At 54.6% G+C, this 15,401-nt stretch carries 17 protein-coding genes; 6 read left to right on the top strand and 11 right to left on the bottom strand.

Features of this window, described 5'->3' with window-relative positions; all coding sequences use genetic code 11:
- Positions 1-179 precede the first annotated feature (179 nt).
- The 5 genes from lptF (at position 180) to mtgA (ending at position 6,437) form a co-directional block, all read left to right on the top strand.
- Positions 180-1,280, top strand: coding sequence for an LPS export ABC transporter permease LptF (lptF, locus tag FHC51_RS02995; protein WP_103177199.1), 1,101 nt, complete (start codon positions 180-182; stop codon positions 1,278-1,280).
- Positions 1,280-2,362 carry an LPS export ABC transporter permease LptG gene (gene lptG, locus FHC51_RS02990; RefSeq protein ID WP_103177198.1) on the top strand — a complete coding sequence of 361 codons (1,083 nt, stop codon included), beginning with the start codon at positions 1,280-1,282 and terminating at the stop codon, positions 2,360-2,362. The genes lptF and lptG overlap by 1 nt, the downstream gene beginning before the upstream one ends.
- A gap of 134 nt (positions 2,363-2,496) precedes the next feature.
- Positions 2,497-4,830 (top strand): aerobic respiration two-component sensor histidine kinase ArcB, encoded by a 2,334-nt coding sequence (arcB, locus tag FHC51_RS02985; RefSeq protein WP_220434870.1) that lies wholly within the window; start codon positions 2,497-2,499, stop codon positions 4,828-4,830.
- Between the two features lie 231 nt (positions 4,831-5,061).
- Complete coding sequence (elbB, locus tag FHC51_RS02980; RefSeq protein ID WP_103177196.1) at positions 5,062-5,715, top strand: isoprenoid biosynthesis glyoxalase ElbB; 654 nt, start codon at positions 5,062-5,064, stop codon at positions 5,713-5,715.
- The gene (gene mtgA / locus FHC51_RS02975) at positions 5,712-6,437 is read left to right on the top strand and encodes a monofunctional biosynthetic peptidoglycan transglycosylase (protein WP_103824937.1); all 726 of its coding nucleotides are present in this window, start codon (positions 5,712-5,714) and stop codon (positions 6,435-6,437) included. Before elbB ends, mtgA begins: the two co-directional genes overlap by 4 nt.
- Here mtgA and npr read toward each other — a convergent pair.
- The 11 genes from npr to FHC51_RS02920 all read right to left on the bottom strand — a co-directional run bounded on the left by npr (position 6,434) and on the right by FHC51_RS02920 (position 14,353).
- Positions 6,434-6,706 carry a PTS phosphocarrier protein NPr gene (gene npr / locus FHC51_RS02970; RefSeq protein ID WP_032614489.1) on the bottom strand — a complete coding sequence of 91 codons (273 nt, stop codon included), beginning with the start codon at positions 6,704-6,706 and terminating at the stop codon, positions 6,434-6,436. The genes mtgA and npr overlap by 4 nt on opposite strands.
- Complete coding sequence (rapZ, locus tag FHC51_RS02965; protein ID WP_032614487.1) at positions 6,703-7,557, bottom strand: RNase adapter RapZ; 855 nt, start codon at positions 7,555-7,557, stop codon at positions 6,703-6,705. Before rapZ ends, npr begins: the two co-directional genes overlap by 4 nt.
- Before the next feature lie 45 nt (positions 7,558-7,602).
- Positions 7,603-8,094, bottom strand: coding sequence for a PTS IIA-like nitrogen regulatory protein PtsN (gene ptsN, locus FHC51_RS02960; RefSeq protein WP_103177194.1), 492 nt, complete (start codon positions 8,092-8,094; stop codon positions 7,603-7,605).
- A gap of 82 nt (positions 8,095-8,176) precedes the next feature.
- Positions 8,177-8,464 (bottom strand): ribosome hibernation promoting factor, encoded by a 288-nt coding sequence (hpf, locus tag FHC51_RS02955; protein ID WP_103177193.1) that lies wholly within the window; start codon positions 8,462-8,464, stop codon positions 8,177-8,179.
- 22 nt (positions 8,465-8,486) lie between these two features.
- On the bottom strand, positions 8,487-9,920 hold the full coding sequence (gene rpoN, locus FHC51_RS02950; RefSeq protein ID WP_103177192.1) for an RNA polymerase factor sigma-54: 1,434 nt from the start codon (positions 9,918-9,920) through the stop codon (positions 8,487-8,489).
- A 47-nt stretch (positions 9,921-9,967) separates the two neighbouring features.
- Positions 9,968-10,693, bottom strand: a complete 726-nt coding sequence (gene lptB / locus FHC51_RS02945) for an LPS export ABC transporter ATP-binding protein (protein ID WP_103177191.1) — start codon at positions 10,691-10,693, stop codon at positions 9,968-9,970.
- Between the two features lie 6 nt (positions 10,694-10,699).
- On the bottom strand, positions 10,700-11,254 hold the full coding sequence (gene lptA / locus FHC51_RS02940; protein WP_103177190.1) for a lipopolysaccharide ABC transporter substrate-binding protein LptA: 555 nt from the start codon (positions 11,252-11,254) through the stop codon (positions 10,700-10,702).
- A complete protein-coding gene (lptC, locus tag FHC51_RS02935; RefSeq protein WP_103824936.1) occupies positions 11,223-11,798 on the bottom strand; it encodes an LPS export ABC transporter periplasmic protein LptC in 576 nt (191 codons plus the stop codon). The genes lptA and lptC overlap by 32 nt, the downstream gene beginning before the upstream one ends.
- Positions 11,795-12,361 (bottom strand): 3-deoxy-manno-octulosonate-8-phosphatase KdsC, encoded by a 567-nt coding sequence (kdsC, locus tag FHC51_RS02930; RefSeq protein WP_103824984.1) that lies wholly within the window; start codon positions 12,359-12,361, stop codon positions 11,795-11,797. Before kdsC ends, lptC begins: the two co-directional genes overlap by 4 nt.
- A 14-nt stretch (positions 12,362-12,375) precedes the next feature.
- Positions 12,376-13,362 carry an arabinose-5-phosphate isomerase KdsD gene (gene kdsD, locus FHC51_RS02925; protein WP_103177188.1) on the bottom strand — a complete coding sequence of 329 codons (987 nt, stop codon included), beginning with the start codon at positions 13,360-13,362 and terminating at the stop codon, positions 12,376-12,378.
- 13 nt (positions 13,363-13,375) lie between these two features.
- Complete coding sequence (locus FHC51_RS02920) at positions 13,376-14,353, bottom strand: calcium/sodium antiporter (protein ID WP_103824934.1); 978 nt, start codon at positions 14,351-14,353, stop codon at positions 13,376-13,378.
- A 228-nt stretch (positions 14,354-14,581) separates the two neighbouring features.
- On the opposite strand from FHC51_RS02920, the gene mlaF reads away from it, so the two are divergent.
- On the top strand, positions 14,582-15,394 hold the full coding sequence (gene mlaF, locus FHC51_RS02915) for a phospholipid ABC transporter ATP-binding protein MlaF (RefSeq protein ID WP_103824933.1): 813 nt from the start codon (positions 14,582-14,584) through the stop codon (positions 15,392-15,394).
- The last annotated feature ends 7 nt before the right edge of the window (positions 15,395-15,401 follow it).

Raw genomic sequence — 15,401 nt, 5'->3', positions numbered from 1 at the left:
CTTCGTGTTAATCTTACGTTATTACGGTTTCGGCACGTCATAATAACTCCTGAAGCGCGAATCCGTCGGGTGTTCTAATCTTAGCGATGATTTCGACGACTCAAGAGAATAAATGACGTTTAAGCCATGAAACAAGCGATTTTCCTGCAAAGAGACGGGTTTTTACGGGCGTATTTAATGTGATAATCATAAGATATCTGGTGCGGGAGACGCTCAAAAGCCAGCTGGCGATACTCTTCATACTGCTTCTGATCTTTTTCTGTCAGAAACTGGTAAGGATCCTCGGCGCGGCTGTTGATGGCGAAATTCCCACAAATCTGGTGCTTTCTCTGCTTGGGCTGGGCGTGCCTGAAATGGCGCAGCTTATCCTGCCACTTAGCCTTTTCCTCGGACTGCTGATGACGCTCGGTAAACTCTATACCGAAAGTGAAATCACCGTCATGCATGCGTGCGGTCTGAGCAAAGCGGTTCTGGTTAAAGCCGCTATGCTCCTGGCGTTATTCACCGGCATCGTGGCCGCCGTAAACGTCATGTGGGCCGGTCCGGTCTCTTCTCGTCATCAGGATGAAGTGCTGGCAGAGGCGAAAGCCAACCCCGGTATGGCCGCGCTGGCCCAGGGGCAGTTCCAGCAGGCAACGGATGGTAACTCCGTGCTGTTTATCGAAAGCGTGGATGGCAACCGCTTTAACGATGTGTTCCTTGCGCAAATCCGTCCCAAGGGCAATGCCCGTCCCTCTGTTGTAGTGGCCGATTCCGGCCAGCTGGCGCAGGGGAAAGACGGTTCGCAGATTGTGACGCTGAACAAAGGCACCCGCTTTGAAGGCACGGCGCTGCTGCGTGATTTCCGCATCACTGACTTCCAGAACTATCAGGCAATTATTGGTCATCAGGCGGTTGCGCTGGATCCCAGCGATACCGAGCAGATGGACATGCGCACACTGATCAATACCGATACCAATCGCGCCCGCGCGGAGCTGCACTGGCGAATCACCCTGGTATTCACTGTATTTATGATGGCGTTGATGGTGGTGCCGCTTAGCGTGGTAAACCCACGTCAGGGACGGGTGCTCTCCATGCTGCCGGCCATGCTGCTTTATCTGGTGTTCTTCCTGCTGCAAACGTCGATCAAATCGAACGGCGGCAAAGGAAAAATTGACCCGGTTATCTGGACCTGGGTAATTAACGGACTCTATCTGCTGTTGGCCGTTGCCCTCAACTTGTGGGACACCGTGCCGATGCGCCGCGTGCGGGCCCGGTTTATGCGTAAAGGAGCGGTGTAATGCAGGCGTTTGGCGTTCTTGACCGCTATATCGGTAAAACCATTTTCACCACCATCATGATGACCTTATTCATGCTGGTGTCGCTCTCCGGCATCATCAAGTTTGTGGACCAGCTGAAAAAGGCCGGGCAGGGGAGCTACGATGCCATGGGCGCGGGTATGTATACCCTGCTCAGCATTCCAAAAGATGTGCAAATCTTCTTCCCGATGGCGGCGCTATTAGGGGCGTTGCTGGGGCTGGGGATGCTGGCGCAGCGCAGTGAGCTGGTGGTCATGCAGGCCTCCGGCTTTACCCGTATGCAGGTGGCACTCTCGGTCATGAAAACGGCGATCCCGCTGGTATTGCTGACCATGGCGATGGGGGAGTGGGTTGCGCCACAGGGCGAACAGATGGCGCGTAACTACCGCGCGCAAATGATGTATGGCGGCTCGTTGCTCTCTACCCAACAGGGGCTGTGGGCGAAAGATGGCAATAACTTTGTCTACATCGAACGCGTCACGGGCGATAACTCCCTCGGCGGTGTGAGCATTTACAGCTTTAACGATCAGCGTCGTCTGCAGGCGGTGCGTTACGCCGCGTCGGCCACGTTTGATACTGATAACAAGGTCTGGCGTCTGTCGCAGGTAGATGAATCAAACCTGCAGGATCCAAAACAGATCACCGGGTCGCAAACGGTCTCTGGCACCTGGAAAACCAACCTGACGCCGGATAAGCTCGGTGTGGTTGCGCTGGATCCGGATGCTCTCTCCATCAGCGGCCTGTACAACTACGTGAAGTACCTGAAATCGAGCGGCCAAGATTCCGGACGTTATCAGCTCAACATGTGGAGCAAGGTCTTCCAGCCGCTCTCGGTGGCGGTGATGATGCTGATGGCGCTGTCGTTTATCTTTGGTCCGCTGCGTAGCGTCCCGATGGGCGTGCGTGTCGTGACAGGTATCAGCTTCGGCTTTGTCTTCTACGTACTGGACCAAATCTTCGGCCCGCTGACGCTGGTGTACGGTATACCGCCGGTGATTGGCGCGCTGCTACCGAGCGCCTCCTTCTTCGTGATCAGCCTCTGGCTGCTGCTGAAGCGCTCGTAATCCCTCCCGCCTCACTTCCCTGCCCGGGAAGTGAGGCGCATCGCCTGTTTTACCCCTCACTTTTTTGCACAACCTTCAACGTCTTGCCTGGAATTTGAGTATTATTGTGCGATGACGTCGTGAAGAGATCCCTTATGAAGCAAATTCGGTTACTGGCGCAATACTATGTCGATCTGATGATGAAGCTTGGCTTGGTGCGCTTCTCCCTGTTGCTGGCGCTGGCGCTGGTGGTGCTGGCGATTGTGGTACAGATGGCCATTACCATGGTGCTCCACGGCCAGGTTGAGAGTATCGACCTTATACGTTCCATTTTCTTTGGCCTGCTGATTACGCCCTGGGCGGTCTATTTCCTCTCGGTGGTGGTTGAGCAGCTGGAGGAGTCCCGCCAGCGGTTGACCCGGCTGGTGGAAAAGCTGGAAGAGATGCGCGAGCGCGATCTGAAGCTCAACGTGCAGCTAAAAGACAACATCGCTCAGCTGAACCAGGAGATCTCAGATCGTGAAAAAGCGGAGGCTGAGCGCCAGACTACGCTGGAACAGCTGAAAATCGAGATGAAAGAGCGTGAACAGACGCAGATCCAGCTTGAGCAGCAGTCTTCGTTCTTGCGCTCTTTCCTTGATGCCTCCCCGGATCTGGTCTTCTACCGCAATGAAGATAAAGAGTTCTCCGGCTGTAACCGGGCGATGGAGTTACTGACCGGTAAGAGCGAAAAACAGCTTATCAACTTGCGCCCGCAGGATGTCTATTCTCCGGAAGCGGCAGCCAAAGTTATCGAAACCGATGAGAAGGTGTTCCGTCACAACGTCTCCCTGACCTACGAGCAGTGGCTCGACTACCCGGACGGGCGCAAAGCCTGCTTCGAAATCCGTAAAGTGCCGTATTACGACCGCGTCGGGAAACGCCACGGGCTGATGGGCTTCGGGCGTGATATTACCGAGCGTAAGCGCTACCAGGATGCGCTGGAGCGCGCCAGCCGGGATAAAACGACCTTTATCTCCACCATCAGCCATGAACTGCGTACTCCGCTTAACGGTATCGTCGGGTTAAGCCGCATTCTGCTCGACACCGAACTGACGGCCGAGCAGGAGAAATATCTTAAAACCATCCATGTCTCGGCGGTCACGCTCGGCAATATCTTCAACGATATTATTGATATGGATAAGATGGAGCGGCGCAAAGTCCAACTGGATAACCAGCCGGTGGACTTCACCAGCTTCCTGGCCGATCTGGAAAACCTCTCCGGTCTGCAGGCGCAGCAGAAAGGGCTACGCTTTGTGATGGAGCCAACCCTGCCGCTGCCGCATAAGGTGGTGACCGACGGCACGCGCCTGCGCCAGATCCTGTGGAACTTAATCAGCAACGCGGTCAAATTCACCCAGAGTGGCCAGGTGGCGGTTCGCGTGCGCTACGGCGAGGGGGAGATGCTGCACTTCGAGGTGGAAGATTCCGGGATCGGGATCCCGCAGGAGGAGCAGGACAAAATCTTCGCCATGTATTACCAGGTTAAAGACAGCCACGGGGGCAAACCCGCTACCGGGACCGGCATCGGTCTGGCGGTATCGCGCCGTCTGGCGAAGAGCATGGGCGGTGATATCACGGTGACCAGCAACCCTGGGCACGGCTCTGTCTTTAAACTCAGCATTCGGGCCCCGGCAGTGGCGGAAGAGGTCGAGGACACCTTTGCCCATGACGATATGCCTCTGCCTGCCCTGCATGTGCTGCTGGTGGAAGATATCGAGCTGAACGTGATTGTCGCGCGATCGGTGCTGGAGAAACTGGGCAGCAGCGTGGACGTTGCCATGACCGGTAAAGCCGCGCTGGAGATGTTCACGCCGGGCGAATATGACCTGGTGCTGCTGGACATTCAGTTACCGGATATGACCGGGCTGGATATCTCGCGCGAGCTGACGAGCCGTTACGCCAGCGACGAACTGCCGCCGCTGGTGGCGCTGACCGCCAACGTGCTGAAAGACAAAAAAGAGTACCTGGATGCTGGTATGGACGATGTACTGAGCAAGCCGCTGGCGGTACCCGCCTTAACCGCCATGATCAAGAAGTTCTGGGACACCTGTGACGAAGAGGAGAGCACCATGACGAAGGTAGATACAGAGAAAGCGCAGTCTTTGCTGGATATCGACATGCTCGAGCAGTACATCGATCTGGTTGGTCCGAAGTTGATTACCGATGGCCTGGCGATTTTCGAGAAGATGATGCCGGGCTATTTAAACGTGCTTGAGTCAAACCTGACGGCGCGGGATAAGAAAGGCATCGTTGAAGAAGGCCACAAAATCAAAGGAGCGGCTGGATCGGTGGGTTTGCGTCATCTGCAGCAGCTTGGTCAGCAGATTCAGTCTCCGGATTTACCCGCGTGGGAAGATAACGTGGGTGAATGGGTTGAGGAGATGAAGCAGGAGTGGCAGAACGATGTGGCTGTGCTGAAAGCCTGGGTGGAGAGCAGAAAAAAATGACCCCGGTAGACCGGGGTGCGCGAATACTGCGCCAACACCAGGGAAATCTTGGCTGCGCCTGAATAGAAATAGTTTTTTTCGTAAATGGCGTAGCCGGAAACTTTAGGCTGCACGCAGTTAAGATAGCAAATCTTAAATACGTTGTTACATGAATCAGTTAAATGTGTGAAGCATACCGTTTTAATCAGAATCTTTAATGTGCATTTAGCATTTTTCGAGAGGGATCCCAGGATGAAAAAGGTTGGCGTGGTACTGAGCGGATGTGGTGTTTACGATGGTTCTGAAATTCATGAAGCTGTTTTGACGCTACTGGCTCTGGCGCGTAACGGCGCCGAAGCGGTCTGCTTCGCCCCGGATAAAACCCAGGTCGACGTGATCAACCACCTGACCGGCGAAACGATGGCCGAAAGCCGTAACGTCCTGATTGAGGCCGCGCGGATCGCGCGTGGACAGGTTCGTCCGCTCAGCGAGGCCCGGGCTACCGAGCTGGACGCGCTGATTGTGCCGGGCGGTTTTGGCGCGGCAAAAAACCTGAGCGATTTTGCCGCCCAGGGAAGTGGTTGCCGGGTAGACAGTGATTTAAAAGCGCTGGCGCTGCAGATGCATGAAGCTGGTAAACCGTTGGGCTTTATCTGTATCGCCCCTGCGATGCTGCCAGCCATTTTTGATATGCCGCTGCGCCTGACCATCGGCACGGATATTGATACCGCTGAGGCTATCGAGGATATGGGCGGTGAGCATATCCCCTGTCCGGTGGATGATATTGTGGTTGATGAAGAGAACAGGATCGTCACCACACCTGCTTACATGCTGGCACAAACTATTGCGGAAGCGGCGACGGGCATTGAGAAGCTGGTCACCCGCGTACTGGTACTCGCTGCATGAAGTTAAGACGTCCGAAAGCGGGTTGGTTAAGACGGATCGTCATTCGCATTCTGTTGATTATGGCGGTTTTCTGGGGTGGGGGTATCGCCCTGTTCAGCTTTCTGCCGGTGCCATTTTCAGCGGTAATGGTTGAACGTCAGGTGAGCAACTGGCTGAGCGGTAATTTCAGCTACTTTGCGCATTCTGACTGGGTGAGTATGGATGAGATCTCCCCCTGGATGGGGCTGGCCGTGATTGCCGCCGAAGATCAAAAATTCCCTCAGCACTGGGGGTTTGACGTCGGGGCGATCGAGAAGGCGCTAGCGCATAACGAGCGCAACGAGAGCCGTATCCGCGGGGCATCCACGCTTTCTCAGCAGACGGCGAAAAACCTGTTTTTATGGGACGGTCGCAGCTGGGTGAGAAAGGGCTTTGAAGCCGGGCTGACGCTGGGTATCGAAACGGTGTGGAGTAAGAAACGGATCCTGACGGTATATCTCAATATCGCGGAATTTGGCGAAGGGATATTTGGGGTAGAAGCCGCGGCGCAGCGCTATTTCAACAAACCAGCAAGCCGTCTGACAGCGTCGGAGGCCGCGCTGCTGGCGGCTGTGTTACCGAACCCGATTCGCTTTAAGGCCAGTGCGCCATCAGGCTATGTACGTAGCCGTCAGGCGTGGATCCTGCGCCAGATGCGCCAGCTCGGTGGGGAAGGATTTATGCAGGCCAATAAGCTGCATTAATCTTCATCAAACCCGGCGTTGAACAGCGCAATGACTGCTGCCAGCGCCTCCACTTCCTGCGGGCCAGTGGCTTCAATTTCAATCTGACGGCCCTTTGCCGAATCCAGCATCAGCAGAGCGATGACGCTGTTGGCTTCGGCTTCGGTGCCTTCGTCGTTACGCAGCAGAACTTCCGCGTCAAATCCCTGCATCAGTTCAAATAACTTCATCGCCGGGCGGGCATGCATGCCCAGCTTGTTGGTGATTTCAACGGTCTGCTTTACGGTCATGTTTTACGTTTTTCCAGCGTACGATGACGGGACTGCACGTTTTTACCGCGCGAGCGGAAATAGTCAGCCAGTTGCTCAGCAATATAGACCGAACGGTGTTTACCCCCGGTACAGCCAATCGCCACCGTCAGGTAGCTGCGATTGTTTGTCTCCAGCATCGGCAACCAGAGTTCAAGATAGCTGCGCGTCTGATAGATAAAGTTATGCACTTCCGTATGTCTGTCAAGGAAGGCTGCGACCGGCTTATCCAGGCCGGTCATCGGGCGCAGCTTCGGATCCCAGTGCGGGTTCGGTAAGAAGCGCACGTCAAACACATAGTCTGCATCGATAGGGATACCGTGCTTAAAGCCGAACGATTCAAAGACCATCGTGAGCTCGCGTTCGCGTTTACCCAGCAGACGGGTGCGCAGCATCTCCGCCAGCTCATGGACCGACATCTCTGAGGTATCGACGATCAGATCGGCGCGCGAGCGCAGCGGCTCCAGCAGATCGCTCTCCTGGTCAATGGCACTTTCCAGCGACAGATTTTTACTGGAGAGCGGATGCAAACGGCGGGTGTCACTGTAGCGACGAATCAACGTATTGCGGTCGGCATCAAGGAACAGCAGCTGAGGTGAAAAGGCCTCTGGCAGATTGCTCATCGCCTGCTCAAAGATCTCTGGCGATTCAGGCATGTTACGCACGTCGATGCTGACTGCCGCAGAGATCTGCCGATCCGCCAGCGAACGGGCCAGCTCGGGCAGAAGCACCACCGGCAGGTTATCCACGCAGTAAAAGCCCATATCTTCCAGCGCGCGCAGGGCGACCGATTTCCCGGAGCCCGAACGCCCGCTGACGATCATCAGCACCATGTACCGTTTCTCCTCAGGACCACAGATGTTAAAGCCATCACCCGATTACGCCTCATCCTGATTGCCTTCCGTTTCTGTAATAATTTGATAAAGCTCTTCGTCGCTCTGCGCCGCGCGTAAACGACGACAGATGGTTTTATCCGCCAGACGTTTAGCCACCAGCGAGAGCGTATGCAGATGCGTTTTGGTCTGATCGGCTGGCACCAGCAGGGCAAACAGCAGATCGACCGGCTGGTTATCAATGGCATCGAAGGCGATAGGTGTTTCCAGTTGAACAAACACCCCTACAGCGCGCAGAGTATCCTCTTCCAGTTTGCCATGTGGAATGGCGATGCCGTTACCGATGCCGGTACTGCCCATTTTTTCGCGGGTGAGGATCGCTTCAAAGACCACTTGTGGCGCCAGGCTCAGCTGTTTTGCGGCCAGTTCACTGATGATCTCCAGCGCACGTTTTTTGCTCTGGCAGTGAACGGCACTGCGGGTACATTCCTGATTAAGGACACTGCTCAGTTGTAGAGTGGAATCGTTATTCATCATAATTTCACCTAAGCGCTAACTGTACAAAGGGCCCGTTGTGTTTCACAACAGGCCGTCCTGCACCCGTTAACTGCCCGGACAATTAGTGTTGTTTCAGTTTGTCTTTATGTTTGTTTAGCTGTCGTGCCAGCTTGTCAATCAAGCCGTCGATAGCCGCGTACATGTCCTGCCCTTCCGCACTGGCATGGATTTCGCCCCCGTTGACGTGCAAGGTAGCATCCGAGATATGAGTCACTTTTTCCACTTTTAACACAACATAGACCTGGTTGATCCTCTCGAAATACTGCTCGAGCTTAGCGAACTTGGTATTCACAAATTCACGCAGGGATTCAGTGATTTCGACATTGTGTCCTGTGATGTTGAGCTGCATAGTGTCTTCCTTATCGGTTGTGTCAGACCAGTTGTTTACGCTGGTTTGACGGCGGAATGGATAAAGACTCTCGATACTTCGCAACAGTGCGGCGTGCCACCATGATACCTTGTTCGGACAGCATGGTGGTCAACTTACTGTCACTCAGCGGTTTCGCGGGGTTTTCCGCGGCGATCAATTTTTTCACCAGCGCCCGAATGGCCGTCGACGAGGCTTCGCCGCCGCCTTCGGTGTTGACATGGCTGGAGAAAAAATACTTAAGCTCAAAAATACCACGCGGGCTGTGCAGATACTTCTGCGTCGTCACGCGAGAAATGGTCGACTCATGCATCTCGACGGCCTGGGCGATATCCGCCAGCACCATCGGTTTCATAAACTCTTCACCCTGCTCAAAAAACGCCTGCTGCTGCTCGACGATGCAGCGGCTGACGCGCAGCAGTGTATCATTGCGGCTCTCAAGGCTTTTGATCAGCCAGCGGGCTTCCTGCAGATTACTGCGGATAAACTGGTTATCCGAGTCGTTGCGCGAGCTGGTGCACATTGAGGCGTATTGCTGATTGATTTGCAGGCGGGGAATGCTGTCGGAATTCAGCTCGACGGTCCACAGACCGTTATGCTTGCGCACCAGCACATCGGGAATGACATACTCCGGCTCGCTGGTCTGGATAGACTGCCCCGGGCGCGGATCCAGCGACTGAATCAGGTTGACCGCCTCTTTCAGGATCTCCTCTTTCAGCCGCGTGACGCGCATCAATGAGCGGAAATCGTGGTTGGCAAGCAGATCCAGATGTTCGCTGATGATAAGTCGGGCCTCTTCCAGCCACGGGGTCTCTTTAACAAACTGCGAAAGCTGAATGAGCAGGCAGTCACGGAGATCTCTCGCGGCGACGCCAATGGGGTCAAAGCGCTGAACGCGTTTCAGGACCGCTTCGACCTCTTCGAGCTCAATCTCGTCATCGCCTATGCTCTCCAGAATATCGTCCAGCGACACGGTCAGGTAGCCGGTCTCATCCACGGCATCCACAATGGAGGTGGCGATGGCGCGATCGGTATCGGAGAACGGCGTCAGCTCCACCTGCCACATCAGGTAATCCTGCAGTGACTGGGTGGTTTCGCCCTGATAGACCGGCAGCTCGTCATCCTGGTAGTCTGCGCGCGTACCGGATGGCGTGCCGGCGGTGTAGATCTCATCCCAGCTGGCATCGAGAGGGAGCTCGTCAGGCATCTCTTTTTGCTCAAGGGCATCAACCGTGTCGAGGGTCTCGTTATCCTGGCTTTGTTGCGTTTCTACCTCATCGTGAAGATCGGTTTGCTCGAGCAGGGGGTTACTTTCCAGCGCTTGCTGGAGCTCCTGCTGCAGTTCCAGCGTCGACAGTTGCAACAGACGAATAGCCTGTTGTAACTGCGGCGTCATTGCCAGCTGTTGGCTGAGCCTTAATTGCAAACCTTGCTTCATGTTCAGAGCATTTTTCTCCGTTTACGCGAGTCTTAACTTCTACCCTATCAGAGTCTGAAGTCTTCCCCAAGATACACGCGCTTAACATGATCGTCTTCGAGGATCTGCTGCGGGGTACCGTGGGCGATGAGGTGGCCCTGGCTGACGATATAGGCACGCTCACACACCGCCAGCGTCTCACGTACGTTGTGGTCGGTGATGAGAACCCCGAGGCCACTGTCGCGCAGATGCTCAATAATACGTTTGATATCGATAACCGAAATGGGGTCAACGCCCGCAAACGGTTCATCGAGCAGAATAAATTTCGGATTAGCCGCCAGCGCGCGGGCAATTTCCACACGGCGACGTTCACCACCGGAGAGCGCCTGGCCCATGCTGTCGCGCAGGTGTTCGATATGGAATTCTTCCATCAGCTCGTTGGCGCGATCCTGACGCTGTTCGGCGGTCAGATCATCGCGGATCTGCAGCACCGCCATCAGGTTATCGAAAACGCTCAGGCGACGGAAAATGGATGCTTCCTGCGGCAGATAACCGATCCCGCGGCGCGCACGGGCGTGCAGGGGCAGCAGGCTGATATCTTCTTCATCAATAATGATGTTACCCGCGTCGCGCGGAACAATGCCCACCACCATATAAAAGGTGGTGGTTTTACCAGCACCGTTAGGACCCAACAGGCCGACAATCTCGCCGGAGTTGACGGTCAAACTGACATCTTCCACGACGCGGCGGCCCTTATAGGCTTTGGCGAGATTCTTTGCAGTTAATGTTGCCATAACGAATTAGTTACTCTTTTTCTGTGCCGGGGCCTGATTGCTATTTTTGTCCTGCAGCTGCGATGGAACCAGTACGGTGGTCACGCGTTTGCCTTTCTCGCTGAAGGCCTGCATTTTCTGCTCTTTGACCAGGTAGGTGATCTTGTCGCCCTTGATGTTGCTGTCGAGCTGCTCCAGGTACGCATTACCGGTAAGGACAACGAAATCTTTCGCCAGTTCGTAGTGCATCTGGGAGGCGTGGCCTTTCACCGGCTTGCCGTTATCCTGCATCTGATAGAAGGTGGCCGGGTTGCCGTAGCCATCGATAATCTCTTTCCCGTCCTCACCGCCAGGACGCGTCACCACCACTTTGTCGGCATTAATTTTGATGGTGCCCTGAGTCACGACCACGTTGCCGGTAAAGGTCACCACGTTGCCTTGCATATCGAGTGATTGCGTATCAGATTCGATATGAATCGGCTGCTCGGTATCACCCGTCACAGCAAGCGCAGGCAGGCTAAGGGCCAGCAGGGCGCTGGCTATAACACAATTAAGGCTGAGTTTGTTTGTTTTGAATTTCATAAGAGGTTCTAACCTTTTCAATCAGCTCTGCGTTCTTGCTGCGTAAGTTCCCGCGCATTCTCAGACCGCTGGAATTAAATGTTGTGCCGTATAACGTGACCAGATCCTGCGATGTTACATCCTGAGTCACAAGGTTTATCTGTGCGTTATCGGTCGTGATTTTGCGCAACTGCGCATCTGCGGTCAGCGCATTCACTTCAACATGGCCATACAGATAAAGCATACGGTCATTCGTCAGTTTTGCCCGATCTGCTTTAATCGACCATGTCGGAATTTTATCGGTATCAAACGTGGTCATCACCGGTTGAGTAAACCATGAGACGCCCTGTTCGGAAAAATACTCAACGTGCTGAGCGATAAGGCGGTAATTCAGCGCCCCTTCCGGGCTGTAAACGACGGTATCGCTGTGATCGCTTTTATACGTTGGATCGTTCGTGTTGACCGTCGGCGCTTGTTCGTCGTCCCGGTCAGCGAGATTCACGCCAATCAGTACCAGTACGACAAGCGTTAGCAGAATAATAACCCAACGTCTGGTTTTACTCATATCGATTGCCCTTTGGCCTCATCAAGCTTACCTTGCGCCAGCAGTAACAGGTCGCAGACTTCTCGTACTGCGCCACGGCCACCGTTAATCCGGGTGACATAGTCAGCGCGTGGGATCAAAAGCGGATGGGCATCGGCCACGGCGATGCTAAGTCCCACTTCTGCCATCACTGGCCAGTCAATAAGATCGTCTCCGACATAGGCAACGTTTTCCGGGGCGATGGCAAGTTTACCAAGTAAGTCCCTGAAAGCGACCATCTTATCGGATTGCCCCTGATAGAGATGGGTAATGCCCAGCGTTTCGCACCGATCTTCTACCAGTTTAGCCTTACGTCCGGTGATGATGGCAACTTCTATGCCAGACGTCAGGGCACAGCGAATCCCGTAGCCATCACGCACGTTGAACGCTTTCAGCTCTTCACCATTATTGCCCATGTAAATCAGGCCGTCTGACAGCACGCCATCCACATCCAGGATCAGCAGGCGAATTTTCTCGGCCTGCGACATCATCTGCGCGCTTACCGGGCCATAACAGGTTGCAAGGGATGCACCCGTATTAATCATTGTCTTATCCTTCATTACACTACGCCTGCGCGCAAAAGATCATGCATATGTACCACACCCAGTAACTGGTCGCCATCGGCAACCATAACGGAGGTGATATGGCGGGACTGCATCAGGTTCAGTACCTCAACGGCCAGCGTGCCGGGACGCACCCGAATGCCGCCTGAGGTCATCACATCGGCGATACCCAGCTTACGGACATCCACACCCATATCGAATACGCGACGGAGATCCCCGTCGGTAAAGATACCCTCAATCTTCATCTGATCGTTGCAGATGACGGTCATCCCGAGGTTTTTGCGGGTAATTTCCAGCAGCGCATCGCGCAGGGAGGCCTCTTTGCTGACGTGCGGAATTTCATCCCCCGTATGCATAATATCATTTACGCGCAGCAGCAGTTTACGTCCCAGCGCACCGCCCGGATGGGAGAGGGCAAAATCTTCGGCGGTAAAGCCGCGCGCTTCAAGCAGGGCGACGGCCAGCGCATCACCCATAACCAGCGCGGCAGTGGTGCTGGAGGTCGGTGCCAGCCCCAGGGGACAGGCTTCTTTTGGCACTTTAACGCACAGGTGGATATCTGCGGCGCGCGCCATGCTGCTCTCCGGACGGCTGGTAATACAGATCAGGGGAACGTGCAGGCGTTTCAGGACCGGGATCAGCGCCAGGATCTCATTCGATTCGCCCGAGTTGGATAACGCAATGACGATATCCTGTGACGAAACCATACCCAGATCGCCATGCGCCGCTTCGCCGGGATGGACGAAAAACGCTTTCGTGCCGGTACTGGCGAAGGTCGCTGCCATTTTACGGCCAATATGGCCAGATTTACCCATCCCCATCACCACGACTTTGCCAGGACAGTGGAAAAGTTTTTCGCACGCCAGGCTAAAGTCCTGATTAATGTATTGATCTAACTGCGCCAGACCTTCACGTTCAATCTCCAGAACCTCTTTTCCTGCTTTCTGAAAGTCAAAACCCGGCTGCAATTCTATTTGCGACATAATGCGTTTCCGTTTACCCAGAGAGAAGCGGCGAGAGCCAGTACAGCATCGCCATCCATACGACAAATCCCACCGTCAGCAGCGCACCAGCGCCCTGACCAATCTGCCTTTTTCGCCGCCAGCAGAGCAGGGCGAAAATTACGCTGACTAAGACCATCACCCCGTAATCGCGGCTGAACGCGAGCGGATTAAACGCGCCAGGGGCAATCAGGGCAGGCAGGCCAAGCACGATAGCAACATTAAAAATATTCGAGCCGATGATATTGCCAATCGCCATGTCATCTTCACCCTTACGCGCCCCGGCGATAGCCGTTGCGAGCTCAGGCAAACTGGTACCAATGGCAATCACCGTCAGGCCGATGGTTAACTCGCTCATGGCGAAATAGTTGGCCAGAACCGTAGCGTTATCTACAATCATCTGCGTCGCCATGGGCATGATGATCAACGCCACGCCCAGCCAGAGCAGCGCGACGGGTAAGTTCCCCTCACGCGGCAGCTCTGCCACCTGTTCGCGGGTTAACGTGTCACTGCCTTGCTTTTCTGCCGCCCGGGCAAGCTTCACAATATAAAACAGCCAGATGACCGCCAGCGCCAGCAGAAAAATGCCATCGCTGAGGGTTAACTGCCCGTCATATAACACATAACCCGCCAGCAGGCTGACAATTAACATTAGCGGTAATTCACGCCGCAGAACATCAGAATGCACGCGAAATGGATGCAGTAGCGCAGCAAGGCCCAGGATGAGCAAGATATTGACGATATTGGAGCCAATAGCCGTTCCTACCGCAAGATCAACCTGATCGTGCATCGAGGCGGCCGCAGAGACGATGATCTCCGGCAGGGAAGTGCCCACGCTGACCACTGTCATCCCAATAATCAGGGGGGGAACACCTAACAAACGGCAGAGGATTGAAGCGGAGAACACCAGACGGTCGGCACTGTAGACCACCAAAAGTAAACCAATTATTAACAGTGCCGTTGCAAGAAGCATCAAAAGTCCTTTCTTCAGGTATACTCGCCGGTCCACTGAGAAAAAATCTCTGCCGCTGCATACTGTCTGTAGATGTAACGAATCCTAATTTTGACTTTATGCGCTGTAAAAGTAAAACAAATGCCAGCTTTCGCTTACCGGCAGAGGTAATATTCTGTAAAAATGTTGGGTTTGCGGCGAAATCAGGCATCAAGCTGATCCTGAACCGGCAACAGAAAGGAAATGTACATGAGCCTGAATGAGGCGAATATAGTCGATGTCCGTGGCGTCAGCTTCACGCGCAGCAGCCGGGTCATTTTTGACAACATCTCTCTCACCGTGCCCCGCGGTAAAATTACCGCCATCATGGGCCCCTCCGGCATTGGTAAAACAACGCTGTTACGCCTGATTGGAGGGCAAATTCCGCCAAGCCAGGGCGAGATCCTTTTTGATGGCGAAAATATTCCGGCAATGTCACGCTCGCGCCTCTATACCGTGCGTAAACGCATGAGCATGCTGTTCCAGTCCGGGGCGCTATTTACTGACATGAATGTCTTCGATAATGTCGCCTACCCGCTGCGTGAGCATACGCAGTTGCCCCCGGCGCTGCTGAAAAGCACCGTAATGATGAAGCTTGAGGCTGTGGGGCTGCGTGGCGCGGCGAAGCTGATGCCTTCCGAACTCTCTGGCGGTATGGCCCGCCGTGCGGCGCTGGCGCGCGCGATCGCGCTGGAACCCGATTTGATCATGTTCGATGAGCCGTTTGTCGGGCAGGACCCAATCACCATGGGCGTGCTGGTCAAACTGATCTCTGAGCTGAACAGCGCGCTGGGCGTAACCTGTATTGTGGTATCTCATGACGTACCGGAAGTGCTGAGCATTGCCGACTACGCCTATATCGTGGCGGATAAAAAAATTGTGGCGCATGGTAGCGCCCAATCATTGCAGACCAACAGCGATGCGCGAGTCCGTCAGTTCCTCGACGGCATTGCAGATGGCCCCGTGCCGTTCCGTTATCCTGCGGGTGATTATCATAAAGATCTATTGGGAATAGGGAGTTAAGCCACTC

This window comes from Leclercia sp. EC_58 (assembly GCF_019584355.1).
In the GTDB taxonomy this organism is placed as follows: Bacteria; Pseudomonadota; Gammaproteobacteria; order Enterobacterales; family Enterobacteriaceae; genus Enterobacter.
Note: the sequence above shows the minus strand (reverse complement) of the source record. Positions and strands in the feature narration are given on the sequence as shown.

Bases quoted from the DNA above. Each gene is read 5' to 3' on its own strand.
- lptG (WP_103177198.1), top strand. From the start codon at position 1,280: ATGCAGGCGTTTGGCGTTCTTGACCGCTATATCGGTAAAACCATTTTC.
- arcB (WP_220434870.1), top strand. From the start codon at position 2,497: ATGAAGCAAATTCGGTTACTGGCGCAATACTATGTCGATCTGATGATG.
- elbB (WP_103177196.1), top strand. From the start codon at position 5,062: ATGAAAAAGGTTGGCGTGGTACTGAGCGGATGTGGTGTTTACGATGGT.
- mtgA (WP_103824937.1), top strand. From the start codon at position 5,712: ATGAAGTTAAGACGTCCGAAAGCGGGTTGGTTAAGACGGATCGTCATT.
- npr (WP_032614489.1), bottom strand. From the start codon at position 6,706: ATGACCGTAAAGCAGACCGTTGAAATCACCAACAAGCTGGGCATGCAT.
- rapZ (WP_032614487.1), bottom strand. From the start codon at position 7,557: ATGGTGCTGATGATCGTCAGCGGGCGTTCGGGCTCCGGGAAATCGGTC.
- ptsN (WP_103177194.1), bottom strand. From the start codon at position 8,094: ATGATGAATAACGATTCCACTCTACAACTGAGCAGTGTCCTTAATCAG.
- hpf (WP_103177193.1), bottom strand. From the start codon at position 8,464: ATGCAGCTCAACATCACAGGACACAATGTCGAAATCACTGAATCCCTG.
- rpoN (WP_103177192.1), bottom strand. From the start codon at position 9,920: ATGAAGCAAGGTTTGCAATTAAGGCTCAGCCAACAGCTGGCAATGACG.
- lptB (WP_103177191.1), bottom strand. From the start codon at position 10,693: ATGGCAACATTAACTGCAAAGAATCTCGCCAAAGCCTATAAGGGCCGC.
- lptA (WP_103177190.1), bottom strand. From the start codon at position 11,254: ATGAAATTCAAAACAAACAAACTCAGCCTTAATTGTGTTATAGCCAGC.
- lptC (WP_103824936.1), bottom strand. From the start codon at position 11,798: ATGAGTAAAACCAGACGTTGGGTTATTATTCTGCTAACGCTTGTCGTA.
- kdsC (WP_103824984.1), bottom strand. From the start codon at position 12,361: ATGATTAATACGGGTGCATCCCTTGCAACCTGTTATGGCCCGGTAAGC.
- kdsD (WP_103177188.1), bottom strand. From the start codon at position 13,362: ATGTCGCAAATAGAATTGCAGCCGGGTTTTGACTTTCAGAAAGCAGGA.
- FHC51_RS02920 (WP_103824934.1), bottom strand. From the start codon at position 14,353: ATGCTTCTTGCAACGGCACTGTTAATAATTGGTTTACTTTTGGTGGTC.
- mlaF (WP_103824933.1), top strand. From the start codon at position 14,582: ATGAGCCTGAATGAGGCGAATATAGTCGATGTCCGTGGCGTCAGCTTC.